This window comes from uncultured Campylobacter sp. (genome assembly GCF_937997595.1).
GTDB lineage: Bacteria > Campylobacterota > Campylobacteria > Campylobacterales > Campylobacteraceae > Campylobacter_B.
In genome coordinates this window covers 1-24087 of the sequence record NZ_CALKTS010000149.1, presented here as the reverse complement: position 1 = coordinate 24087, position 24087 = coordinate 1, and the positions used below count along the sequence as shown (strand labels likewise).

General features: G+C 45.3%; 19 protein-coding genes. 18 read left to right on the top strand and 1 reads right to left on the bottom strand.

Going from position 1 to position 24087, the window contains the following annotated elements; translation table 11 throughout:
* Nucleotides 1-48 precede the first annotated feature (48 nt).
* The 17 genes from Q0614_RS05225 to murG all read left to right on the top strand — a co-directional run bounded on the left by Q0614_RS05225 (nucleotide 49) and on the right by murG (nucleotide 21007).
* Nucleotides 49-1269 carry an argininosuccinate synthase gene (locus Q0614_RS05225; RefSeq protein ID WP_298787034.1) on the top strand — a complete coding sequence of 407 codons (1221 nt, stop codon included), beginning with the start codon at nucleotides 49-51 and terminating at the stop codon, nucleotides 1267-1269.
* 181 nt (nucleotides 1270-1450) lie between these two features.
* The gene (rplI, locus tag Q0614_RS05220) at nucleotides 1451-1894 is read left to right on the top strand and encodes a 50S ribosomal protein L9 (protein WP_295152082.1); all 444 of its coding nucleotides are present in this window, start codon (nucleotides 1451-1453) and stop codon (nucleotides 1892-1894) included.
* Nucleotides 1887-2435, top strand: coding sequence for an ATP-dependent protease subunit HslV (gene hslV, locus Q0614_RS05215; RefSeq protein ID WP_005870266.1), 549 nt, complete (start codon nucleotides 1887-1889; stop codon nucleotides 2433-2435). Before rplI ends, hslV begins: the two co-directional genes overlap by 8 nt.
* Nucleotides 2432-3751, top strand: a complete 1320-nt coding sequence (hslU, locus tag Q0614_RS05210) for an HslU--HslV peptidase ATPase subunit (protein WP_298787033.1) — start codon at nucleotides 2432-2434, stop codon at nucleotides 3749-3751. The genes hslV and hslU overlap by 4 nt, the downstream gene beginning before the upstream one ends.
* Nucleotides 3752-4256: 505 nt before the next feature.
* The gene (gene era / locus Q0614_RS05205; RefSeq protein WP_298787032.1) at nucleotides 4257-5126 is read left to right on the top strand and encodes a GTPase Era; all 870 of its coding nucleotides are present in this window, start codon (nucleotides 4257-4259) and stop codon (nucleotides 5124-5126) included.
* 62 nt (nucleotides 5127-5188) lie between these two features.
* Nucleotides 5189-6709, top strand: coding sequence for a hypothetical protein (locus tag Q0614_RS05200; protein ID WP_298787031.1), 1521 nt, complete (start codon nucleotides 5189-5191; stop codon nucleotides 6707-6709).
* A 116-nt stretch (nucleotides 6710-6825) separates the two neighbouring features.
* Complete coding sequence (locus Q0614_RS05195) at nucleotides 6826-7362, top strand: hypothetical protein (protein ID WP_298787030.1); 537 nt, start codon at nucleotides 6826-6828, stop codon at nucleotides 7360-7362.
* A 23-nt stretch (nucleotides 7363-7385) separates the two neighbouring features.
* Nucleotides 7386-7790, top strand: a complete 405-nt coding sequence (locus Q0614_RS05190) for a hypothetical protein (protein ID WP_298787029.1) — start codon at nucleotides 7386-7388, stop codon at nucleotides 7788-7790.
* Entirely contained in the window at nucleotides 7768-9276 is a 1509-nt protein-coding gene (gene mshL, locus Q0614_RS05185) for a pilus (MSHA type) biogenesis protein MshL (protein ID WP_298787027.1), read from the top strand. The genes Q0614_RS05190 and mshL overlap by 23 nt, the downstream gene beginning before the upstream one ends.
* Nucleotides 9269-10099, top strand: coding sequence for an ATP-binding protein (locus Q0614_RS05180; protein WP_005870282.1), 831 nt, complete (start codon nucleotides 9269-9271; stop codon nucleotides 10097-10099). Before mshL ends, Q0614_RS05180 begins: the two co-directional genes overlap by 8 nt.
* The gene (locus tag Q0614_RS05175) at nucleotides 10092-11099 is read left to right on the top strand and encodes a hypothetical protein (protein ID WP_297951164.1); all 1008 of its coding nucleotides are present in this window, start codon (nucleotides 10092-10094) and stop codon (nucleotides 11097-11099) included. Before Q0614_RS05180 ends, Q0614_RS05175 begins: the two co-directional genes overlap by 8 nt.
* Complete coding sequence (locus Q0614_RS05170; protein WP_298787025.1) at nucleotides 11096-11635, top strand: hypothetical protein; 540 nt, start codon at nucleotides 11096-11098, stop codon at nucleotides 11633-11635. Before Q0614_RS05175 ends, Q0614_RS05170 begins: the two co-directional genes overlap by 4 nt.
* Nucleotides 11636-11640: 5 nt before the next feature.
* Nucleotides 11641-13389 carry a GspE/PulE family protein gene (locus Q0614_RS05165; protein WP_177389147.1) on the top strand — a complete coding sequence of 583 codons (1749 nt, stop codon included), beginning with the start codon at nucleotides 11641-11643 and terminating at the stop codon, nucleotides 13387-13389.
* Nucleotides 13386-14630 carry a type II secretion system F family protein gene (locus tag Q0614_RS05160; protein WP_298098915.1) on the top strand — a complete coding sequence of 415 codons (1245 nt, stop codon included), beginning with the start codon at nucleotides 13386-13388 and terminating at the stop codon, nucleotides 14628-14630. Before Q0614_RS05165 ends, Q0614_RS05160 begins: the two co-directional genes overlap by 4 nt.
* A 158-nt stretch (nucleotides 14631-14788) precedes the next feature.
* The gene (locus Q0614_RS05155) at nucleotides 14789-17032 is read left to right on the top strand and encodes a DNA translocase FtsK (protein WP_298787059.1); all 2244 of its coding nucleotides are present in this window, start codon (nucleotides 14789-14791) and stop codon (nucleotides 17030-17032) included.
* A gap of 1664 nt (nucleotides 17033-18696) precedes the next feature.
* Nucleotides 18697-19857, top strand: a complete 1161-nt coding sequence (locus Q0614_RS05150; protein ID WP_298787023.1) for an FtsW/RodA/SpoVE family cell cycle protein — start codon at nucleotides 18697-18699, stop codon at nucleotides 19855-19857.
* 136 nt (nucleotides 19858-19993) lie between these two features.
* Nucleotides 19994-21007 (top strand): undecaprenyldiphospho-muramoylpentapeptide beta-N-acetylglucosaminyltransferase, encoded by a 1014-nt coding sequence (gene murG / locus Q0614_RS05145; protein WP_298787021.1) that lies wholly within the window; start codon nucleotides 19994-19996, stop codon nucleotides 21005-21007.
* Between the two features lie 237 nt (nucleotides 21008-21244).
* On the opposite strand, the gene Q0614_RS05140 is transcribed toward murG, so the two are convergent.
* Nucleotides 21245-22156: a hypothetical protein gene (locus Q0614_RS05140; protein ID WP_298787019.1), complete on the bottom strand. Its 912-nt coding sequence runs from the start codon at nucleotides 22154-22156 to the stop codon at nucleotides 21245-21247.
* A gap of 335 nt (nucleotides 22157-22491) precedes the next feature.
* Between Q0614_RS05140 and htpG the strand changes: the two genes are divergently transcribed.
* Nucleotides 22492-24087 (top strand): molecular chaperone HtpG (gene htpG / locus Q0614_RS05135; protein WP_298787017.1); only part of this gene is annotated, 1596 nt, incomplete at its 3' end.

The window sequence follows — 24087 nt, the reverse complement described above, 5'->3', positions numbered from 1 at the left end:
AAACTATTTTTGGTAGAATTTCGCCAAATTTTACGTAAAGGATTTGAGATGGCAAAAGATGTAAAAAAGGTCGTTTTGGCGTATTCCGGAGGACTAGATACTAGTATTATTTTAAAGTGGCTCGGCGATACTTACGGCTGCGATGTGGTGACTTTTACCGCAGATATCGGTCAGAATGAGGATTTGGAGCCTATTAAAAATAAAGCTGTGAAACTGGGCATCAAAAAGGAAAATATCTTCGTAGAGGATTTGCGCGAGGAATTCGTGCGCGATTACGTATTTCCGATGTTTCGCGCAAATGCCGTCTATGAGGGCGAGTATCTTTTAGGCACGTCGATCGCGCGCCCGTTGATCGCTAAAAAGTTAGTCGAAATTGCTAAAAAAACTGGTGCGGATGCCGTAAGCCACGGCGCGACCGGTAAGGGTAACGACCAAGTCCGCTTCGAGCTTGGCGCATACGCGCTAAATCCCGATATTAAGGTGATTGCGCCGTGGAGGTTGTGGGATCTGAACTCTCGCGAGAAGCTGCTTGCTTACGCTAAGAAAAACGGCATCGACATCGCCTCAAAGCCTGGCAAATCGCCATATTCAATGGATGCGAATATCCTTCATATCTCCTACGAGGGCTTGGTGCTAGAAGATCCCGCTCATGCGCCCGAGGAGGATATGTGGCGATGGACCGTAAGCCCTAAAAATGCGCCAGATAAGAGCGAGATCATCGAGATCGAATATAAACACGGCGATCCCGCAAAGCTAAACGGCAAAGCGCTTAAGCCGCACGAGATGCTAGCAGCGCTTAACGAGCTCGGCGCTAAAAACGGCATCGGTAGGCTCGATCTTGTTGAAAACCGCTATGTCGGCATGAAGAGTCGCGGCTGCTACGAAACTCCGGGCGGCACGATCATGCTAAAGGCTCACCGCGCGATCGAGAGCATCACGCTGGATCGCGGCGCAGCGCATCTAAAAGACGATCTGATGCCGCGCTACGCCGAGCTTATCTACAACGGCTTTTGGTTCAGCCCGGAGCGCTTGCTGCTTCAAGAGCTGATAAACAAATCCCAAGAGCACGTAAACGGTAAGGTTAAGCTAGAGCTTTATAAGGGCAACGTGACCGTGCTGGGCAGGGAGAGCAAGAGTGATAGCTTGTTCAATACAGATTTTGTGACGTTTGAAGAGGATAAAGTTTTCAATCAAAAAGACGGCGACGGATTTATCAAGCTAAGCGCGCTAAGATTTATCATCGCGGGCAAGAACGGACGCAAGCTTTAGATGAAATTTTGCCTATAGCGGCAAGGTGTGTAGGCAAATTTCACAAAACGAAATTTTAAAATTTATCGGAAAAGTAGCGAGCGGCTGCGGGCAAATTTCATAAAATTTCACGAAATTTTAGATACGCCCGCGCCGCTTATAAAATTTTATAAATTTAAAGCTAAATTTAAAAGGATAATGGATGAAAGTATTATTGATAAAAGACGTTAAGGGGCTCGGAAAGGCGGGCGAGGTAAAGGAGGTCAAGGATGGCTACGGCAATAACTTCCTAATCGGCAAAGGCTACGCCAAAGCCGCTACGACGGAGGTTTTGCGTAAATTTGAAGCGGATAAGAAAAAGCAAGCCGAACTTGAAAAATACGAGGTCGCAAGCTTGCAAAAACTAGCCGAGGAGCTAGCTAAGATCCGCGTAAAGATCGTAAAACAGACGGGCGAGAGCGGCGCGCTTTTCGGTTCGGTTACCAAAGATGAGATCGCAACCGCGCTAAAAGAGCAAAAGGGGATCGAAATTGATAAGAAAATTTTAGAGACCGAGGCTATCAAAACGACCGGGATCTACGACGTAAATGCCAAGCTAAAGCACGGTATAAGCGCTAAATTTGAGATAGAGGTGGCTAGTGTTTGAAGCGACTACCATTTTAGCTTATAAAGGCGCGAAGGGCTCTGTCATCGGCGGCGACGGGCAGGTAACGTTTGGAAACACCGTCTTAAAGGGCAACGCGACTAAAATTCGAAAGATCGGCAAAGAGGGTAACGTCTTGGCGGGCTTTGCGGGCAGCACCGCCGATGCGTTTAATCTTTTTGATATGTTTGAGAAGTGCTTAGATGGCGCAAAGGGCGATCTTTTAAGGGCCGTGATAGAATTTAGCAAGCAGTGGCGCAAGGATAAGTATCTGCGAAAGCTCGAAGCGATGATGCTGGTGCTGGACCGCAAAAATATCTTTCTGCTTAGCGGTACGGGCGATGTGGTAGAGCCGGACGACGGCAAGATCGCGGCGATCGGAAGCGGCGGGAATTACGCTCTTAGCGCGGCGCGAGCTTTGGATAAATTTGCTAGTCTAGACGAAGAGGAGCTCGTAAAGCAAAGCCTTAAGATCGCGGGCGAGATTTGCATTTACACGAACGAAAACATCAAAACATACGCAATTTGGGACGAAAAGAGATGATGACGCCAAAGCAGATCGTAGAGAAACTAGACGAATATATAATCGGACAAAATAGCGCCAAACGCACGATAGCGGTGGCTTTGCGAAATCGCTACCGCAGAATGGCGCTCGAAGATGAGATGAAAAACGAGGTGATGCCCAAAAACATCCTGATGATCGGCTCTACCGGCGTGGGTAAGACCGAGATCGCGCGCAGGCTTTCGAAGATGTTCGGGCTTCCTTTTATCAAGGTCGAGGCTAGCAAATACACCGAAGTGGGCTTCGTGGGGCGCGACGTGGAGAGCATGGTGCGCGATCTGGCCGCTGCGTCGGTAAATTTAGTGCGCGGCGAGGAATTTGAAAAGAACAAAGATAAGATCGATGATTACATCAAGCGTAAAATTTTAGAAAAAGTCCTTCCGCCGCTTCCGCGCGGAGCGAGCGATGAGAAGATCGCAGATTACGAAAAAAGCTACGAAAAGATGGCAGCCAAGCTCGAACGCGGCGATCTGGACGATCTTGGCATCGAGATTGAAGTGAGCGAAAACGCACTTGAGTCAAATCCAAATTTGCCGCCCGAGATGGCGAATATGCAGGAAAGCTTCATCAAAGTAATCGGAATTTCGACGCGTAAAAGCAAAAAAGAGATGAAGGTCAAAGACGCTAAGGTTGCCCTTAAAAGCGAGGCTAGCGAAAAGGTCTTAGATATGGAGAGCATCAAAGCCGAAGCCGTTAGACGCGCGCAAAACGAGGGCATTATCTTTATCGACGAGATCGATAAGGTGGCTGTCTCAAGCGGCAATAGCGGCAGGCAGGATCCGAGCAAAGAGGGGGTGCAGCGCGATCTGCTTCCGATCGTGGAGGGCAGCAGCGTAAGCACGAAATTCGGCAATATCGACACCGATCACATCCTTTTTATCGCCGCGGGCGCCTTTCATATCAGCAAGCCGAGCGATCTCATACCCGAGCTTCAGGGGCGCTTCCCGCTTCGCGTCGAGCTTGACAGCTTGGACGAGGCGGCGCTGTGTGAAATTTTAACGAAGCCAAAAAATTCGCTTCTTAAGCAGTACTCGGCGCTTTTAAAGACCGAGGGCGTCGAGCTGGAATTTAGCGAGGACGGGGTTAAAGCGATCGCGAAATTTGCGGCAAGCACGAACGAAAAGGTCGAGGATATCGGCGCTAGAAGGCTGCATACGATAATGGAAAAGGTGCTTGAGGATATCAGCTTCGAAGCGGATAAGTTTAAAGGGCAAAAGATCGTCGTGGATGAGAAGCTCGTAAGCGAAAAGCTCGCAGGCATCGCAAGCGACGAGGATCTGGCGAAATACATTTTATAAGGCGGCGCGGTAGCTACTCTTAGAATTCTGCAGAGTCGCGGAATTTTACGGTTTTTAAATTTGCAAAGCAATTTAGAATTTTAAGTATGAAATTTAGCGAAATTTTAAAATGCGCAGAATTCCATCCTTTTAAATTTGGTGATACTTTGAAATTTTAAGTCTCTAAAATTCAGGAATGATCGAAATTCTGTGCTGCGTGGGTTATATGCCAAGCCGTAGCGCATGGCAGGATAGAATTTAAAATTTCGCGATCAATTTACGAAGCTGCAGAATTCGCGGCTCGCGAGATTCTGGATAGATAAAATTCTGTGCTGCGACGGGTAAGATTTTATCGCTACCGCGCAGCTTGAAATTTTAAATTTTATCCGCTTATGTGATGGCAGAATTTCAAATTTCAACCGCTTGTGCAAGAGCTGGCCTGCGCAAAACGAGATTTTAAATTTGCCCATCGGAGCTTAACGCTGCGGCCGCGAGCAGGATAAAATTTTATAAATTTAAGGAAAATATGAAAAGCGGATTTGTAACGCTCATCGGGCGGACGAATGCGGGCAAGAGCTCGCTGTTAAACTATCTCTGCGGCGAGAAAATTTCGCTCGTCTCACACAAGATCAATGCCACGCGTCGTAAGATTAACGGCATCGCGATGAACGGCGCCGATCAGGTGATTTTCACGGACACGCCCGGGCTGCACGAAAGCGCCAAGCTGATGAATAAGCTGATGGTCGAAGTGGCGCTCGGAGCGATTGAGGGTTGCGATTTGGTGCTGTTTTTAGCGCCCGTGCACGATGATACATCTGAATACGAAAAATTTTTAAATTTAAACGCAGGCGCCAAACACATCGTGATTTTAACTAAAATTGACGAAGCAAACGACGAAAAGATCGTGCAAAAGCTGCTGCAATATCAAAAATTTACCGATAAATTCGAAGCAATAATCCCCGTTAGCATCAAAAAAAAGGTCTATAAAAAGCAAGTTTTGGACGAAATTTGTAAAATTTTGCCCGAGCACGAGTATTTTTACGACCCCGAAATTTTAAGCGCAACCAACGAGCGTGAAATTTACCGCGACTTCATACTCGAGGCGATCTTTGAGGGCATGAGCGACGAGATCCCGTATTGCAGCGATGTCGTGATGGAAAAAGTGGTCGAAAAACCGGGTCTGATCTCGGTATATGCGCGGGTCATAACGGACACTAATTCTCATAAAGAGATGCTGATCGGCAAAAACGGCGAGGCGATCAAGCGGATCGGAATTCGAGCAAAAAAGTTAATTTCAAATTTTTCTAAGGTCAAAATTTACTTAAAATTAACAGTTTTTGTAAAAAAAAGCTGGAAAAATGACGAATTTAGGGTAAAAACCGATTTTATCTATTGACATTTTATTTTATTTCTATTAGTATTAGCAGCGTAGAAAATTTCATTTGGAAGTGGAGTGTTATGGCAAAGAATAGTAAAAATGCTAGTTCGATTGTTGCGATTAACAAAGTCACGCAAACCATATTCGGTCTAAGTGAGAATGAAGTTTTCGAGCACGACTTCTCAAAAGCGAATCGTGCGAAGGAAACTTACGTCTCATATATTCCGTATAAGGATATAATGACTGCGACGGTTGAGATAAGCAGATCGGTAGAGGACGCGGATCTTTTAGATGCGATCGTCGTTAAGGTGTATGAGGAGCTGGGGCTTGACACCGCTTTGGATTACAAAATCACCTATAGTGAGGTAATAGGCGCTGGCGGCGATGATAGAATTTTCAATGTCTTTGTCGTAGATAATGCCAAACTCACTTCAGAATTCGATGCAATCGCCGCTAGGACGAACTACATCGATTACGTGGCAATGGCCCCGTTTTTATACGAGGGCTTGTATAATAGAGGCGTCCTAACTCGCGACGGAATCGACTGCTTCATCTACTTGCAACGCGACGATGCGTTTTTGGTAGTGTATCAAAACGGCGAATATTTTCAATCCCGCCAAGTAAGATATAACCTAAAATTTTTGCATGAAAAATATGTCGAGCTAGTCGGTAGCAGGGTCGATGAAGAGAGCTTTTATAGATTGCTCTCCAAACAGGGAGTAAATTTAGAAAATCCGACCGAACGCGATTATATGATCCAAATTTTTGACGATATGTTTTACTATATCAACGACGTGTTGAACGGTATTAGTAAAATTTACAACGTCAATATTCAAAATGTCTATATCGGAACGGATATCGGTAAAATTCCTGCGATCGAGGTTTTTGTAGAAAATAATCTAAAGCTAAGATACAAGGATTTTAATTTTAACGTTGCAATCAACGCAAAAGATTATCCGCTCACTCAGCTAGATATTTTGATGTTCTTGGTAGGTCAAGATTATTTGGTTACCAAAGATGACGATCACAACTACTCGCCGTTTATGAGACCTCCGCCTTTGACTCAAAGATCAACCGGCAAGCTGATAGGCTATATGCTGCTAGGCTGCTTACTTGGTGCTGCGTATCCTGCGTATAACTTCGGCTATGGATATTATAATAATATGGTAGCTAATGATAAAATCAACGAGTATGATGGATTAGAAAAACAAATGAGTCCCGCTAGAGACGAAAGTGCGCGTTTGGATAAAGAGACTAAAGAGGTAAATGCCCAGGCTGCTAAGAGTGGTAAGGAGCTTAACGATAGGCGCGAACTAATTAACGCTATCTCAGATAAGAAAAACAATTACGCCATGAAAGGCGTTTCTATTTTCGAGCTAACCAATATGGTTGTTAAAAATAAGGGCAATATGGTTAGGATCGGTGATGAGAATAGGACTCTAACTGTTCAGGTGCGCACCAAAAACGATAAGCAAATGACCGAACTTTTAGAGGATATCAGTAAAAAAGAGGTGTATGGCGTGGATACCAAAACAATCACACTACAAGAGGGTAATAAAACCGTATTTTACGATAGCAACATCAGTGTGGAGGTTAAATAATGAAAAAGAAAAGTTCATTAGATCAACTTGATCAATGGTTTGCCTCCAAGGGAAATAGTGCAAATAACTATTTTTACATAGCTTTGTTGTTTGTAGGTTTGGTAGCTTACTTTATTTTGAGTAACTATGCGGATCCGTATTTAGAAGAGAGCGAAACAAATCTAAGTACTGCCACGACTAAGCTTGAGGGCGCACAAAGAGAGTATAACGAGTTTTTTGGTGGTGATCCTAAAGCTTTCGTTGATAATAAGCGCAATATCCTCAATGGTGCTAAGACCAACCTTAACAATATCATTGAAGAGCGTGGGTATCTAGACGACAAGCTAAATGAAATTTCAAAGCTTACCTATAATGAAAAGAACTGGGCTAAGTTTATGGATAGCCTCTCAACGATCGCAGAGAATAACAATATTAAAATTTACGCTATTCACAGCGATAGAAGAGAGCCTAGCATCAAACAAATTTTTCAGCCTGAGGCTTTGCTGGATATAGATGTGAAATTTGAAGGAGCATTTTCGAATGTCCTTAGGTATATCAACCTAATCGAACAATCGGAGATGATCGTAGATGTAAATAAGATGGATATCAATGCCACTAAAAATGGCAAAATCGGTGGAAGCATCGGTATATCTATCTGGGGAGTAAATTACTAATGAAAAAGTTAATTTTATGCTCTTTGCTGCTTTCTACTGCTCTGTTTGCCGTAGATAATAATCAGACGGTAGCGCCTAGCAATGGTGCCTATAAGGCTAGATACGATGCTATATTTGATAATCTTAGCAAACCTAGAGTGGGTCTTAGCGATGAGCAGATAGCTTCTTTGCAAGATCCGTTTTATCCTAAAGAAGCTAATGCACCTAGAGAAGCTAATCAGCAGGTGGATCTAGGTTATCAGCTAGTAGGTATTATGGGCGATAAGGTTAAGCTAAACGATAAGTGGTATGGTTTGGGCGAATATGTAGGCTCATATAAGATCGTGCAAATAACGGGCAATAGCGTTATTATTACCAACGACGATGAAAATAAAGTCGAACTAACACTAAAACAAGGAAGTCAAAATGTCATTATTACATATAAGTAAAAAGCTTAGCATAGCTGCTATGCTTGCTTTGTCTGTTACGGCTACTAGTCTATATGCCGCTCCCGCAACTGCAGGTAACTGCGATAGGAAGGCGCTAAATATTAAGATTAACGATACCGTTACGCTAAACGAGATGCTAACTCAGCTATCCGATATGTGCCGCTTTTCAGTGGTAGCAAAAGACGCTATCGCTCAAGAGGAGATGAGTAAGCCACTACAAGGCGTAAGCATCAAAGACCTTTCTTTACGCGAAGTTTTAGATCTACTCATAAAAGAGAATAATCTAAGCTATGAGTATTCTCATGGCATATTAAAAATTTCAGCGCTAGAGACTAGGACTTTTAAAGTGGATTACATCACCTCTATTAGAGAAGGCACTGCTGTTACTAAATCTTCTGTCGATTCCGCACCTACGAAAGTGGATGATAGTGACGATAAAGAAAATAAAGAAGATAATAAGATCACTACCAAAGAAAAATTTGATTTTTGGGAGAAGATTAGTGAGGAAATCACCTCCGTTCTAAATAACGGTACCGAAAAATACGTCGCAGTCGCTCCTATTATAAATCAAAATGCCGGTTTAGTAACCGTTACTGCTATGAAGTCTCAGATAGCTCGCGTCGATAGATATCTAAGCGGTATGCAAAAACGCCTTAGTCGTCAAGTCTTGCTAGATGTAAATATCATATCTGTCGAGCTAAATAACGAATACACCACCGGTATAGATTGGAGTAAATTTCAACTAGGATTTAATACCTATGTAGGTGGAGATCCGACTAAGCTTTCAGGCTATCATATAGATAACGGCAATAGAGGAAAGGCTAGCGATACTCACGGAACTTGGACGATAGGAGCTAATCTAAATTTCAATATCGACGGTTTGATTAACTTCCTAGAGACTAAAGGTAAAACTAAGGTTATTTCAAGCCCTAAGGTAACTACGATGAATAATCAGCCTGCTATTATCTCTGTAGGTGATACCATTAACTACGTATTGAAATCTACTACTACAGGTGATTATCAAGGCGGAGATACTCAGTCGGATGATCAGTATTCGATCTTTGTAGGTATTCTTTTGAATATCTTGCCTGAAATTTCAGATGATAATAGGATTATGCTACGAATCAATCCATCTTTAAGTTCTCTTAAATATGCTGAAGATAATGTAAGGAGAGAGAATGGCAGAAGAGATATCGCACCTGATACCTTGCAAAAGAAACTCTCGAGTGTAGTTTGGGTAGATGATGGCGATACTGTAATTTTAGGCGGTTTGATTGGTGCAACTAAGTCGAAAGATAACACTAGGGTGCCTGTGCTAGCTGAAATTCCATTAATCGGAAATCTTTTCAAAAGTACTGCCGATGTTTTGCGAACGTCGGAGTTAATCTTCGTAGTAACTCCACATATCATCGACAATACCGGCGCGCCGCTTGCTACCTCTCTTAAAGAGCTAGGTTACTCAAAATCCATCTACGAAAATGAGTAATAACTATACGGCGATCAAGGAGATTTTTATCGAGGATAACGAAGTCTCAGACTTCGTTAATCTCGATAAATCGACCCTTGCTTATCATAAAATTTTAAATGCTTTGCAAAAGCCGTTAAAACTTATACTTTTTTACGGCAAACCGGGCTGTGGCAAGACATTTTTGCTTAATAAGATCAAGGTCGATCTTGAAAAAAAGGTAAGAGTCGTATTTGTGCCGCAGCCGTTTTTTGATGAGAAAGAATTTTTCTTAGAGCTTTATTCGCAGATTTTTCATTCAACTCCTAGCGAGCCAATTGATAATTATGAAAATTTTATGCGGGTTTACAGAGAGAGATTTGGAATTTCTACTAACGTAGGGGCGGTAGAGCAGGTCGTTATTTTGCTTGATGAGGCTCAGCTGTATCCTGGGAATTTAATAGAAAAAATTCGCCTTATGGCGGATACGAGATTATTTAAATTTTTATTTACGGTTCATAAGACTGACGAGGAAGACCGCCTCGCAAAGGATTATTTTAAAACTAGAATTTGGGAGAGCATTGAGCTCCCTAATTCAAATTTAGGCGAAGTCAAGCTATATATTGAAAAGAAGCTTGTGCTTCATGGCTTTCAACAATACTATTTTATGTTTAGTGACGATAATTTCGATTTGATTTTAAATTTAACGGACGGTAATATGAGGAATATCAACAAGCTTATGTATAAGATGTATGAGCTTTTTGAGTATTACGAAGTAAATAAACCTACGGAAATTAGTTTTTCGCAGATTAATAATAAAATTATAGAGATGGCAGCGATAGGCTCGGGGATAATAAATGCTTGAATTTTACGAAGTAAACGAACTTGAAAAAAAATGGGAAGAGTATAACAAAAACAGAAAGCAGTTTTCTTTCCTAAAATCTAAGCCGAATTTCGTATTGAGATTTGACAAGACGATTTTGGGGCTTTTGATATTGATCTCGGTTGCTATCGGAGCGATATTTTGGCTGCTTAAAGATAGCGATAGCGTTAGCATGGCAAGTATCAATCAAAATATTGAGGATAAGGGCGGAGCTACAAATTCTGCTAATGATGCCGAACAGCAGGCGGCAGATCTTGCAGTGCAAAATAATATCTCCAAAGAAGATTATAATATCAGCGCGCCGAAAGTTGCCCGCGCCTCTAAACACGAAAAGGAACGCCCAAGCTTAAATTTAAACGACGTAGGTGTGCTATCCAGCGAGGATTCCGGCGGGTTTAAGATAACCAATAATTACGAAAATGGCGGAAACTATGGCGGGCAGGCTCAGGCTCAGAATTTCGGCGGTCAAAATTTTGGTGGACAGAATTTTGGCAATCAAAATGCTCCTACATTTAACGTACCTAATACCAATAACGCAGCTTTCGCAAATCAGCCGCCTAAAAACGAGGTTATAGATTTTGGACGCGCTCCATTGCCACCTAAATCAAATTTCTCTGGAGGTTCTACAAATACCGCAAGTAGCGCTCCGCTAAGTTCTAGAATTGAGATAAAAACTTCAAATTTAAGCGAAGATAAGCAGAGCTTGGAGAGCAAATTTTATGCAACGAATAAGATTGAGTATTCGCTATCGCTAGCCGAAGAAGCATATAATAAGAAAGACTACGACAATGCAATCAAATGGGCTCTTACGTCAAATGAGCTTGATAAGGACAACGTCGCCAGCTGGATAATTTTTGCTAAAGCCAATTATAAAAAAGGTCGTAAGGAAGACGCGCTTTACGCTCTTGAGACCTTTAACGCAAAGGCGAAAAATAGCGAAATTTCTAACCTTATTTCAAAGATAAGAAGCGATAAACTATGAAAATTTTATATATTTTAGCTTTTGCGATCGCGTCGTTATTTGCAGTTAGCGCCGATGACGTGCGCAACTGGGATCAGATCGGTCAGTATAACCGTATCTGCCAAGAAAGCGTGCGAAATTTATTCATCGAGGAGCAGAGCGAGGCGCTTGCGAATATGTATGCCAAGGCATGCCTCAAGATGGATAAAGTAAATGAGCTCGTCGTGCCTACGGTGATGCTTTATAAGACGAAAGAGGCTCGCGAGAATGCTTCTCTTTATTCGACCATAATTTTTCAAAAAAAGATGCTTTATTTGGCGCTTTGCGACGGCGTAGACATAAGCTATATAAGAACGCCTAAAATTAATTATATTTTGTCTGAAATTTTTGATAAATTTACGGAGAGAGCATACGTAAAAAAGAGTGATACGTATATCTTTACCCTAGAAAACGGCGAGCGCGCCGAGCTTTTTATCAAAGAAGAGGAAGAGGTAAAAAAGATGGTAATTGCAATTTATGCTGGCGATAAGCTTAGCTCGATTAAAATTTATTGGTGATCGCGATGACGAAGATTGAAGAGCAGATCGTTGCGATTTTAATACGAAACAATATCCTTACTAGCACCGTTGTTCCGGAAATCAAGGACAAGATGGATATCGGCTTGACGCTAGGAGAGGTTTTAGTCGGAGATAACTATCTAAGCCAGGATGATTTTTGCTCAATTTTAGTTGAGCTGTACAAGCGTCGTCAGATAGCATTTGACGATATAAGCGAAAAATTTTCGATGGATCCAAAGGAATTTTTGCAAATTCTAGCCAAGAAAATGAACCTGTCGTATATGAATTTAGATGATATCGATATAGACTTCAGGCTATCGGAACGCACTCCTACCGCACAGCTTAAAAGATACGGCGTAATACCAGTTAAAGCGGATGATCTGAATATTTACGTTGCTTTTTCTGATCCGTTTAACCTTGAGTCGCAAGATAAAGCGCAGGCTATGTTTAGTAAACAGCTGCTTAAAATCGTAGTAGCCGATCCAAATCAAGTAAATAAATATCTATCTAAGCTTGAGCTTTCAGAGAGTATTAAGGGGCTCGTAGCGGAGATCCGCAAAGAGCTTGCTAACACCGGCGGTAGCGGAAGCAGCGATGATACCTCGGCGATTTTGAAGCTCATTGAGATGATAATCAGCCAGTCTATTAAGATGCGCGGTAGTGATATTCACATCGAGCCTACCGAGAATAACTGCGTCGTGCGTACCAGAATCGACGGAATGCTCGCTGAAATTTTTATCTTTGATAAGGATATCTATCCACCGCTAGTAAGCCGATTGAAGCTACTTTCGAATATGGATATCGCCGAGCGCCGTAAGCCGCAGGACGGTAGGTTTAGTATGAAAATTTCAGGTCGCGAATACGACTTTCGTATTTCGACACTGCCTATTATCAATGGCGAATCTACCGTTATGCGTATCCTCGATAAATCCAAGGTTATCATAAGTCTGGAAAAGCTCGGTATGCACCCTGATAGCTTTAAGAAATTTAATAACGCTATGAAGGCTCCATATGGTATTATCTTGGTTACCGGACCTACGGGAAGCGGTAAGTCTACGACGCTATATGCAGCGCTAAACGATATTAAAAATATCGATACTAAGGTTATTACCGTAGAAGATCCAGTCGAGTATCAAGTAAATTTAATCCAACAAGTCCAAGTTAACGAAAAAGCGGGTCTTACCTTTGCTTCAGCATTGCGCTCGATCTTAAGACAAGACCCCGACATCATAATGATCGGTGAGATCCGTGATCAAGAGACCCTTAGGATCGCGATCCAGGCTGCTCTTACTGGACACTTGGTTTTCTCGACCCTACACACCAACGACGCCGTTAGTGCGATCCCGCGAATAGTAGATATGGGTATAGAGGCCTACCTCATAAGTGGTGCGCTCATTGCAGTAGAGGCACAGCGTCTCGTGCGAAAGCTTTGCCCGCACTGCAAGCAGCCTACGAATCTGCCTAAATCGATGCTTGATCAGCTGAAGGAATTCTTGCCTGAAAAATACACATTTTTTAAGGCCGTAGGTTGCGATCAATGCGGTCAGACGGGCTATATGGGGCGTGAGATGATTAGTGAAATTTTACCTATTACCGATAAAATGCAGAGCTTGATCGCTAACGGCGGCTCAAAGGACGATATGAGGGCCTTGGCGAAGGAGGAGGGTTTTATAGATATGTTTGAAGATGGTGTTATACGTGCTGCGCGCGGAGTAACTAGTATAGAAGAAATTTATAGGGTGGCTAAACAATGAAAAAGCAATTAGAAGTTGAATACAACGCCAAGGGCGCAAGAAAGAAGATGTTTTTGCAAGCTAGCGATAAGGTGCAAGCAAACAACCTCATGAAACAGCGTGTAGGCGGGACGATCGTAAAAAGAGGTGAAACCCAGGTCGTAGCCAATACGGGCGGCGATTTTAAGGCGCAGGTTTCGCGCATGCTAGGTGGTAGCGGAAGAGTTAGAACGCTGCCGTTAGTAGCGTCGATCCGTCAGCTTTCGGTTATGACAAATGCCGGAATTTCAATTCATGACTCGATCAAAGAGGTCGCAAGAGCGGCAGAGGATAAGACACTAAAAGAAATTTTTAGTGCTATGAACGACGATCTTAACGCAGGTCTTAGTCTTACCGAATCTACGGAGAAATTTAGAGGTCAGCTCGGTGATGTCGTCGTCGCGATGGTAAGCCTTGGTGAAGCAACCGGTAATATGGCAGAGTCTCTAGCCAAGCTTGCCGCTATGCTTCAAGAGCTTTGGGAGAACCAGCGTAAATTTAAAAAGGCGATGCGCTATCCGATGATCCTTATGATCGTTATGGCAATTGCGTTTTCGGTTTTGATGATGTATGTTGTGCCGAAATTCCGTGAGATTTTTGAGGATTTGGGCGCGGATCTGCCGCTGCCTACTAGAATTCTACTTGGTATCGAAAGCACGCTTAATAATTATGGAATTTTTGTTTTAGTAGGCATTATAGGCACTATCATAGCTCTTAGATGGGCGTATCGCAATAACGATGAGTTTAAAAAGGGCTTTGATAAGACGATTTTAAAGGTCTATCTATTCGGCAAGATTATATTTTTCTCTACGATGTCACGATTTATGCTTATTTTTACAGAGCTCGTGCGAGCGGGTATTCCTATCGCAGATGCGCTGGATACATCTGTTTTGATGGTGGATAATCATACTTTAAAAGAGAAGCTCTCTACCGTTAAAATCGCCGTGCAGCAAGGCGTGAGCCTAACCGAGGCGTTTAACAATACAGGGCTTTACGAGAGTATGCTTATTCAGATGATCAGCGCGGGCGAGCAGGCCGGTAACCTCGATAAGATGCTTGGCAACGTCACGGATTATTATAAAGAGAAATTTGACGATATCATCGATAATATCTCAAGCTACGTCGAGCCGATCATGCTATTTTTTATGGCGGGCATGGTTCTTCTTTTGGCTCTTGGTATCTTTATGCCTATGTGGGATCTGGGCAAAGCCGTCAAAAACTAACCCCTTTAATTCCGCGCCTGCGAGGGCGCGGAATTTTATCAAATCATCAAATTTCATCCTTCAAATAAAATTTTAACCTTCATTTGGCTAAAATACCGCTTTAAATTTAAGGATCTATCATAATCAAAGAAGTATATTTTATCGTCGTATCGGCCATCATAATATTTTTTGGGCTTGCTACTATTGCGCCCGATTCCGCGCTTGTGGGCAGCGCAGGCAATGCCATCCGCTCATTTAATACCCAGCTATTCGGCTATTTTGCATACATCTATCCGCTATTTTTGCTCGCCTTAGCATACGTAGCCTATAAGCATTTTCGCGGTTTTGACTTTAGATTTTTTGAGTTTAGCATCGGCGCGATTTTGCTGTTTTTTACCATTTTGATGGTGCAGTCGAGTCTCTTTGGCGCTAGCGGTGGAACAGTTGGCAGCTTCGCGGTGGACGGACTTAGGCGAATGATTGGAAGCGTCGGCGTGTGGATTTTTAATATTACGATTTTTGTGCTTTCGCTAGTGCTTATATTCGAAGATCGTTTTACCGACATCATCAAAAACTGCTTCATTGGCTCAAGAGATGAAAGCTCGCAGGATGAAATTGAGGACGATTTCGCTAGCGATGCGGATGCAGCGCAAAGGGGCGGGCTTGCAAGGTATTCGTCTGCGCAGGGCTTGAGAGGTACGGAAAATTTTAACGCTTTGAATGACGCTTTGAGCACAGAGGACAATTCGGCAAAACAGGGTAATTTTGCGGAGCAGGGCGCAAGCGGACGCGGTTTTGAAAGCGGGCAAAATTTACAAAATTTAAACGATGCTCGCGAGCCCGAGAATGAGCAGAATTTCAGTGACGCGCAGGGTCTGCAGGCTTCCGCTGAACGCGAGCTTAAAATGCCGCAAAAGGGAAAGCCGAGCAGACTAAAAAGGGTCGAGCGCCTAAGCGAGGTCGCCGAAAACAAAAGGCTTTTGGATCAGCTCGATAAGGGCAGGGTGGCTAAGCCCAAGGATTTTAAGCTGCCGCCGCTTGATTTTTTAAACCCGCCGCCGAAAAAGAAAAGCAATATCGATGAGAGCGAGATCGATCGTAAAATTTACGACCTGCTCGATAAGCTGCGTAAATTTAAGATCGACGGCGATGTGGTGCGGACCTACTCGGGCCCGGTCGTTACGACCTTTGAGTTTCGCCCCGCCGCGCACATCAAAGTAAGTAAAATTCTAACGCTGCAAGATGATCTCGCGATGGCTCTTCGGGCGCAGACCATCCGCATCCAAGCGCCGGTTCCGGGCAAAGACGTCGTGGGCATCGAGATCCCGAATCAAAATATCGATACGATATATCTGCGCGAAATTTTAGAAAGCGACGTGTTTAAAAGCGCTTCCAGCCCGCTTACCATCGTACTTGGCAAGGATATCGTGGGGCAGCCTTTCGTCACCGATCTTAAGAAGCTGCCGCACCTTCTCATCGCAGGCACCACGGGAAGCGGCAAGAGCGTGGGCATCAACGCCATGCTGCTTAGCCTTTTGTATCGCAACTCGCCCAAAAGCCTGCGCCTTATAATGATCGATCCCAAGATGCTCGAGTTTAGCATCTACAACGACATCCCGCACCTGCTGACGCCCGTCATCACGCAACCTAAGCAGGCGATCATCGCACTAAGTAATCTTGTTTCAGAGATGGAGCAGCGCTACTCGCTCATGGCACAAAACAGGACGAAAAATATCGACAACTACAACGAAAAGATGCTGCGCGAGGGCGGCGAAATTTTGCCTTACATCGTCGTTATCATCGACGAGCTCGCGGATCTGATGATGACGAGCGGCAAGGATGTGGAGCACTATATCGCGCGTTTGGCGCAGATGGCGCGCGCTAGCGGCATCCATCTCATCGTAGCGACGCAGCGCCCTAGCGTGGACGTCGTCACGGGGCTGATAAAGGCGAATTTGCCTAGCCGCATCAGCTTCCGCGTGGGCTCAAAGGTCGATAGCAAGGTGATTTTGGATCAGATGGGCGCGGACAGCCTACTTGGGCGTGGCGATATGCTGTTTACGCCGCCTACCGCGCCAGGGCTCATCCGCCTGCATGCGCCGTTTACGACCGAGAATGAGATCAACAAAATCGCAGAATTTTTAAAAGCGCAAGAAAGCGTCGTTTATGACGAGAGATTTTTGATCGAAAACGAGGGCGCCAAGCAAGAAGGCGGTATAATCAATCCGCAAAATATCGTGCTTGACGAGCTTTACGACGAGGCGAAGGCGATAGTCTTGGAGGAGGAGAAAACCTCGATCAGCTACCTGCAGCGCCGCTTGCGTATCGGGTATAACCGCGCCGCGACGATCATCGAACAGCTCGAACAGATGGGTGTTTTGAGCGAGATCAACGCCAAAGGCCAGCGCGACATAATCAAGTAAGCTTTAAAATTTCGATAAAATTTAAGCGGCGAAATTTTGAAATTTATTGGATTTGCGGGTGCTAGAATTTTTAAAATTTAATCGATCTGCGTCGGTAAAATTCTAAAATTGATCGGATTTGAAGCGGTGGAATTTTAAAATTTTTTAATCTACATGGCGGATTTTAAATTTTAAAATTTGTGCGTTTTGCAGCTCGCGCTTGTGCTTCTGTGGCTGTAGCAAGGCGGACGGTTTACATGGATGCGCGGATGTGTCAAAGTTCTTTGCGGTGCGGGAGGCGTTTAAAAGTAGTGCTCGGCGGGTATAAACAGCACGTTTTGCAGCTTGCGTTTGCGACGTGCGAGTTGTCTGAATTTTATAAGGCGCAAGCGGAGCTAAAAAAGCACAGGATTTAAAATTCTAAAATTTGAGCGAAAGAGCTTTGAGATTTAAATTTTAACGCTAGGCGATATTTAAATTTCATCTGCGACGCAGAATTGAGAGCTTGCTGTGCTGCCGATACGTGAGCGATAGGCGCTCTGCGGCGGATAAATTTCGTTCAAGGCGCCGCGGCAATCCGCGACGTAAATTTGAAATTTTATCCGAAACTGCTGCATACGGGGATGACAGGCGGCGCAAATTTTGATTTTAAAATTTCGCCGTTTTCTTGCATTTTGAAATTTTAAAATTTGCCGCAGCGGACCTGAATTTTAAATCTCGCTACGCCGATATGAAACGTCTTGCGACTGCGCAAGCGGAAGAAGTTGCTGCAGACTGGCTTGCCCGCGCGCGAGTATATTGGCGGAAAGATTTCATACTTTGAAGGTCGATGCACAGAGTACTGAGGTTGTCGTTCACAGCGGCTGATTTCCAGTGCGAGTACCCGTGTCACACGCCAAAAGCCGATAGATCGTGAACGGCGCGACAAAGCTGTTTGGCGCGCGGTGTTTTGTGTGGGTTATAATTCGCAGTGCGGCTGCATGCGGTATGTTTTGCGATACGAATGTGCTTACATGCTCTGCGGCGTAAAATTTTAGAACGGAAAATTTATCGCCGTACGCATAAATTTAATAAAATTTGCGACGTAGCGGCGAATAAATTTAAAACGAAATTTCGTACCGCCTGCGGTACAAGCGCGTTTTACGGCGAAGTCGCTTATTGTAAGATGCGGTGCGTTTTACGTTGTCCGTGCGCTGAAAATCGATCGGCATGTGAGCGCGTTTGCAATGATGTTGCGGCTTAAAATTTTGCAGCTACCGCGTGCTAAAAGCCGCCGCGATACGCCTGCCAGAGTAAAATGCACCCGCCTGTGTATTAAAAGATAGTGCGAGGTTGCGCTCTACGGCGCGGCAGCGTGCGTCGAAAGTCGCCGCGATATGTTAGAATAGAGCGTACGCAATACGCGCTTGCGGGATAGCGCGAGATCGTACCTTGTGGCGTGTTGCCCCGCAGCGTACGCCGCAAAGCCGCCTTATGTGCGAGAATAAAATTTGCGCTATGCATCAAAGATGCACGATCGTGCTGCGTGCCAAAAGACAATACGTGGTCGTGCCGTACGCTTTTTAAAAGGCGGTGCCACGATCGGCGCCGTGCGGCACGGGCGCGATGCGAGGTTTGAGCTCGCGCGGCAGACGAAGCGTGCACGGCGCACATAAATGCGAATAAATTTTAAAACGGAGAGATGATTGAGAACCGATAAATGGCTATATTACTTCACCTGCGCGCTCATTACGATCGGCATGATATTTTCGCTGTCGCTGAGCTCCTATACGGTGCTTCTGCTGGGCACTACGCCGCTACATTTTTTTTATCGCCAGTGCGCGGTGGGGATCGCCTGCATCGCGGTGATGTGGATCGTCTCGCGCGCCGATCCCGATAAATGCCTAACGCCGGTGTGCATGTCGCTTTTTGCGATCATGGGGATTTTGATGCTCGCGATGGGCTTTTTGCCCAAATCCTTGGTCGCCGACGTAAACGGCGCAGCGCGCTGGATCAGGCTGCCGTTTTTTAACCTCGCGCCGGTGGAATTTTTCAAGGTGGGCTTCATCTACTTTTTGGCGTGGAGCTTCTCGCGCAAACTCGATCACTCCAAAAAAAGCATCGGGCGCGAGATCGCGACGCTGCTTCCTTACGTAGCGCTTTTCGGCTTCGTCGTAATCCTAGTCGCCATCGTGCAAAACGATCTGGGACAGGTCGCGGTGCTGGGGCTTACGATGATTTTTATGTCGCTTTTCGCAGGCACTAGCTTTAAGCTCATCGGCTTTAGCTTTATGGGGATTTTGGGGCTTGCTTACGTTTTTATCGTCACGAGCGCGCACAGGGTCGATCGCGTGCGCTCGTGGTGGGGCGGCGTGCAGGATTTCGTGCTGTCGTTTATGTCGCCGGAGACCGCCGCCGGGCTGCGTATAGAGGACGCTAGCGCGCCGTATCAGGTCGGACACTCGCTAAATGCGATAAACAACGGCGAGTTTTTCGGGCAGGGGCTTGGGCTTGGAAGTTTTAAGCTAGGCTATCTGAGCGAGGTGCATACCGACTTCGTGCTCGCAGGCATCGCCGAGGAGTGGGGATTTATCGGGATTTTGCTCATCGTGGCGCTATTTTATGCGATGCTATTTCGCATCTTTCAGACCGCGAGCAAGTCGCCGAGTAACGTAAATTTCCTCTTTTGCCTGGGTATCGGCTTTATGTTTTTCTTTTCGTTCATCATCAACTCCTACGGCATCACGTCAATCTCGCCGGTTAAGGGCATCGCCGTACCGTTTCTAAGCTACGGCGGCAGCCATCTGCTCGCGGCGTCGTTTGCGGTGGGGCTCGTTTTGATGGCGTCGAAAAGGGCTAAATTTTAAGGCTTTTGCGGGTTTTGGGCGAGCGTAGTTTAAATTTAGACGTAAATTTAAAGCCGAATTTGTGCTTAAAATTCTACGCCGAAGCGCGCCGCGGCTTAAATTTAAGCGCGAAATTTTATAAATTTAAAGGAAAAGTATGGTCATAGCAATCAGCGGCGGCGGCACCGGCGGGCATCTGATAATCGCTAAAAATTTAGCCGCCCGCCTTGCAAAGCAGGGCATCAGGGCGATCTTTATCGGCTCAAACCGCGGGCAGGATCGCGCGTGGTTTGAAAATAGCGAGCTTTTTGCGCGCACCTATTTTTTGCAAAGTTCGGGCGTCGTCGATAAAAAGGGCTTTGCCAAGCTAGCCTCGCTGCTAAATATCCTGCGCCTCTCGCTTGCGGCGCGTAAAATTTTAAAGCAAAACGGCGTCCGCGCGCTCATCAGCGTGGGCGGATACAGCTCTGCGCCCGCATCCATCGCGGCGATCCTTTCTCGCGTGCCGTTTTTTATCCACGAGCAAAACGCCGTTTGCGGGAGGCTCAACCGCTTGCTGAAGCCCTTTGCGCGCGCATTTTACAGCTCCTATGAAAAGCCCGCGTTTGCCTATCCGATCGCGGATATTTTTTTCGAGACGGCGCGGGCGCGCACGGCGCTTAAGAGGGTCATCTTTTTGGGCGGCTCACAGGGAGCGAGCTTTATCAACTCGCTTGCCGTGGAGCTTGCGCCCAAGCTTTTGAGCCTCGGCTACGGCGTGATCCATCAGTGCGGCGAGCGCGAGTTTGAGCGCATCTCGCAGACCTACGCGCAGCAGGGCCTGGATGTACAGCTCGTGGGCTTTTGCAAAAATATGCACGAGCTCATCGCAAGCGCCGATCTTTGCGTCGGACGCAGCGGTGCCAGCACGCTGTGGGAGCTCTGCGCAAACGGCCTGCCCGCGATATTTGTGCCGTTTCCGTTCGCGGCGGCGGATCATCAGTTTTATAACGCGAAATTTCTTAAAGAGCGCGGACTTTGCGAAATTTTACGCCAGCAGGACGCGAGCGGCGAGCGGATTTTGAGCTTGATTGAGAGCTTTGACGTGGCGCGCGCAAGTAAAGGGCTGCTTGAGCTCGCGGATCGAAACGGTGTACAAGCGATAATCGACGACGTGATGAGTAAAATTTAAGGCGCCTCCGTTTTTTTTATGCCCGTACTTTGTGTGTAAATTTGAGACGACCTCTGCACGAGGCTTTAAATTTATAAACCGATTAAATTTGACTTTTGCGTTTGCGTAAATTTTACGCGGCGCTTCGGTTTGAGTAAAAATTTTAAATTTGCATGCTTGCAGGTGACGGACGTTTTTTTGATTTGCGCAAATTTAAGCGCGCAAACAAAGTGCGCAAAAGTGCATTGAGCCATAAAATTATCTGCGCCTAAAGCTGATTATCGCATCGTTGTTTTCTTGTTGATATTTTTCAAACAGAGCCTGATATCTTTGCGATTTTGCCGGATCATTTGAATAAATTCCCACTAGAAAATAGCATGCCTCCGCAAATCGTAACTCGCACGATCGCTCAAAGCATTGCGTACCCGCTTCTTTGTCATCGTCGTCAAAATACGCGACGTAACCGAACATAAAGCAACCCTCGCCGTTACCGAGCTTGCATGCTTTTTTGTACAATTTTCTGCCCTCTTGCGAATCTCTATCCTCGTAGCCTGCGAGTCTCGTGCAGCTTTCGCCGCCGTTAAGATCGTAGCAGCCTTTTTTAAGCAGATCTTTGGCGCCATCTTGCGAAATTTCGCCATTTAATAGCAGCAGGCTCGAAAGTACGGCGCAGGCATCGCCATCCCCGCTGTCGCAATCTTCGCGAAATCTTACGGGATTTTTCATTTTTAAAGTGCCGTCTTTGGTGCGAATAGAAATTTCTTTAGGATTTTTATTTGCGTCTTCGTTTGCTTGATTGATAGGAATTCGGGTTTCGTTCAAAATTTCTGTGCGAAAAGGCGCTTTTATCGCTATAAAGATCGCGATTATACATATGACAACGAGAGGGAGTATTTTCGGCGTAGATCGATTATTGCGTGGAGTACGGAGGTCCGCGTCTTTGATCGATTGTTCGTTTCTTGCGGTAGCGACGGAGGGCTTAGGGCTCGGTTTTTTGCTTAAATTTGCGGCCGAACCTGCGCCTGATTTTTCGGCCAAATTTGCGGCAGCATCCGTATCCATATCTGCATTAGAACTTGTCTCGCAGACATTTTCACTTGGGCTTTTTAAATTTTTGCCTCGCTTTTCTCTCAGCTCATTTATGCGTTGTATAATTTCTTCGTTATTCAAATGAAATCCTTTTTTTGCTCGATAAATTTTGTTTTAGTCAAACGCCCGTTTTTATCATAAAAATCGCATCGGAATCGAGAGGAATTATATCATTTTGTTTTGAATTTTTCAAAAAACGACGACTAAAAAGAATTTGTAAATTTAGCGCAGATGCGCCGTTAAATTCGGATCGGTTCTCGCTGTATAATCCGCAGCCGGGTTTAAATTTCATATACTTCGGGCGCGCGTAAATTTCCAAAACTTGATAGGATTCATATCAAGTTTATTTATTCTACTCTTGACAAGATTAGCACTCCATGATATAATCTGCCAAAATTTTTAAAAAGGACCGCATAATGGCAAAGAAAAAATTTAAGACCGAAGTGAATGATCTGCTAAATTTGATGATCCATTCGCTTTATTCAAACAAGGAGATTTTTTTGCGCGAGCTGATCTCAAACGCAAGCGACGCGCTGGATAAATTAAACTATCTAAGCCTTACGAATGACGATTACAAGGCGCTTTCGTATGTGCCGCGCATCGATATAAAGATCGACAAAGAGGCCAAAACGCTAAGCATCGGCGACAACGGCATAGGCATGGACGAAGCCGAGCTCGAGAGCAATCTAGGCACCATCGCGCGCAGCGGCACGAAGGGCTTTATGGCGAGCCTTAGCGGCGATGCGGCGAAGGACAGTAACCTCATCGGGCAGTTCGGCGTCGGGTTTTATTCGGCGTTTATGGTAGCGGACCGTATCGATGTTATCAGCCGCAAGCCGCTCTCGCAGGACGCTTTTAAATGGAGCAGCGATGCGAGCAACTACGCTATCGAAAAGGCGCAAAAAGAGGACTTCGGCACGACGATAATCCTACATATGAAAGATGAGGAGTTTTTGGACGAATATAGGCTCGAAGGCATCATCAAAAAATACTCCAACCACATCCCCTATCCGATCTTTATGGATAAAGAAGAATACATTCCTGCGCAAAAAGAGGGCGAGCAGGGACATAGCGAAGTTAAAAACGTCCAGATCAACCGCGCGAGCGCGCTTTGGCAGCTGCCAAAAAACAGCCTAAAGCCGAGCGATTACAATGAATTTTATAAGCAGATCAGCCACGATAGCGGCGATCCGCTGTTTTACATCCACACCAAGGCCGAGGGCACGCACGAGTACACGACGCTTTTTTACGTGCCGAGCAGCGAGCCCTTCGATCTATATCGCGTCGATTATCAAAGCGGCGTGAAGCTCTACGTCAAGCGCGTTTTCATCACCGACGATGCCAAAGAGCTGCTGCCTAGCTATCTGCGCTTCGTACGCGGCATAATGGACGTCGAGGATCTGCCGCTAAACGTAAGCCGCGAAATTCTGCAAGAAAATCGAATTCTTGCCTACGTCCGCGAACAGAGCGTCAAAAAAATTCTATCCGAGCTACAGAAACTTTTGCAGGACGATCGGGAAAAATACATAAAATTTTACGAATTATTCGGCAAGGTTTTGAAAGAGGGGCTTTACGGCTTCGGCGCAAACAAAGAGGAAATTTTAAAGCTTTGTCTTTTCAAATCAAACCTGCGAGACGGTCTCATCACGCTTAGCGAGTATAAGGAAAAAATGGGCGCGGAGCAAAAAGAGATCTATTACATCGCGGGAAACAGCGCCGCGATGCTTAAAAGCTCGCCTCTGATCGAGAAATTTAACGCCGAGGGCACGGAGGTGCTGCTCTGCGACGATGAGATCGATACGATAGTGATGCCGGGCGTTTTTGAGTTTGATAAGACGCCGGTTAAAAACGCAACTTCGATCAAGCAAGAAGCTGCGAGCGACGATGCCGCGACGCCGCAAGCCAAAGAGATCGCCGCGAAGATCAAAGAAATTTTAGGCGAACGCGTCAAGGACGTTAAAATTTCATCGCGTCTAAGCGGCTCGCTTTCCTGCCTCGTTTTGACGAGAACG

Bases quoted from the DNA above. Each gene is read 5' to 3' on its own strand.
- Q0614_RS05225 (WP_298787034.1), top strand. From the start codon at position 49: ATGGCAAAAGATGTAAAAAAGGTCGTTTTGGCGTATTCCGGAGGACTA.
- rplI (WP_295152082.1), top strand. From the start codon at position 1,451: ATGAAAGTATTATTGATAAAAGACGTTAAGGGGCTCGGAAAGGCGGGC.
- hslU (WP_298787033.1), top strand. From the start codon at position 2,432: ATGATGACGCCAAAGCAGATCGTAGAGAAACTAGACGAATATATAATC.
- era (WP_298787032.1), top strand. From the start codon at position 4,257: ATGAAAAGCGGATTTGTAACGCTCATCGGGCGGACGAATGCGGGCAAG.
- Q0614_RS05200 (WP_298787031.1), top strand. From the start codon at position 5,189: ATGGCAAAGAATAGTAAAAATGCTAGTTCGATTGTTGCGATTAACAAA.
- mshL (WP_298787027.1), top strand. From the start codon at position 7,768: ATGTCATTATTACATATAAGTAAAAAGCTTAGCATAGCTGCTATGCTT.
- Q0614_RS05180 (WP_005870282.1), top strand. From the start codon at position 9,269: ATGAGTAATAACTATACGGCGATCAAGGAGATTTTTATCGAGGATAAC.
- Q0614_RS05175 (WP_297951164.1), top strand. From the start codon at position 10,092: ATGCTTGAATTTTACGAAGTAAACGAACTTGAAAAAAAATGGGAAGAG.
- Q0614_RS05170 (WP_298787025.1), top strand. From the start codon at position 11,096: ATGAAAATTTTATATATTTTAGCTTTTGCGATCGCGTCGTTATTTGCA.
- Q0614_RS05165 (WP_177389147.1), top strand. From the start codon at position 11,641: ATGACGAAGATTGAAGAGCAGATCGTTGCGATTTTAATACGAAACAAT.
- Q0614_RS05160 (WP_298098915.1), top strand. From the start codon at position 13,386: ATGAAAAAGCAATTAGAAGTTGAATACAACGCCAAGGGCGCAAGAAAG.
- murG (WP_298787021.1), top strand. From the start codon at position 19,994: ATGGTCATAGCAATCAGCGGCGGCGGCACCGGCGGGCATCTGATAATC.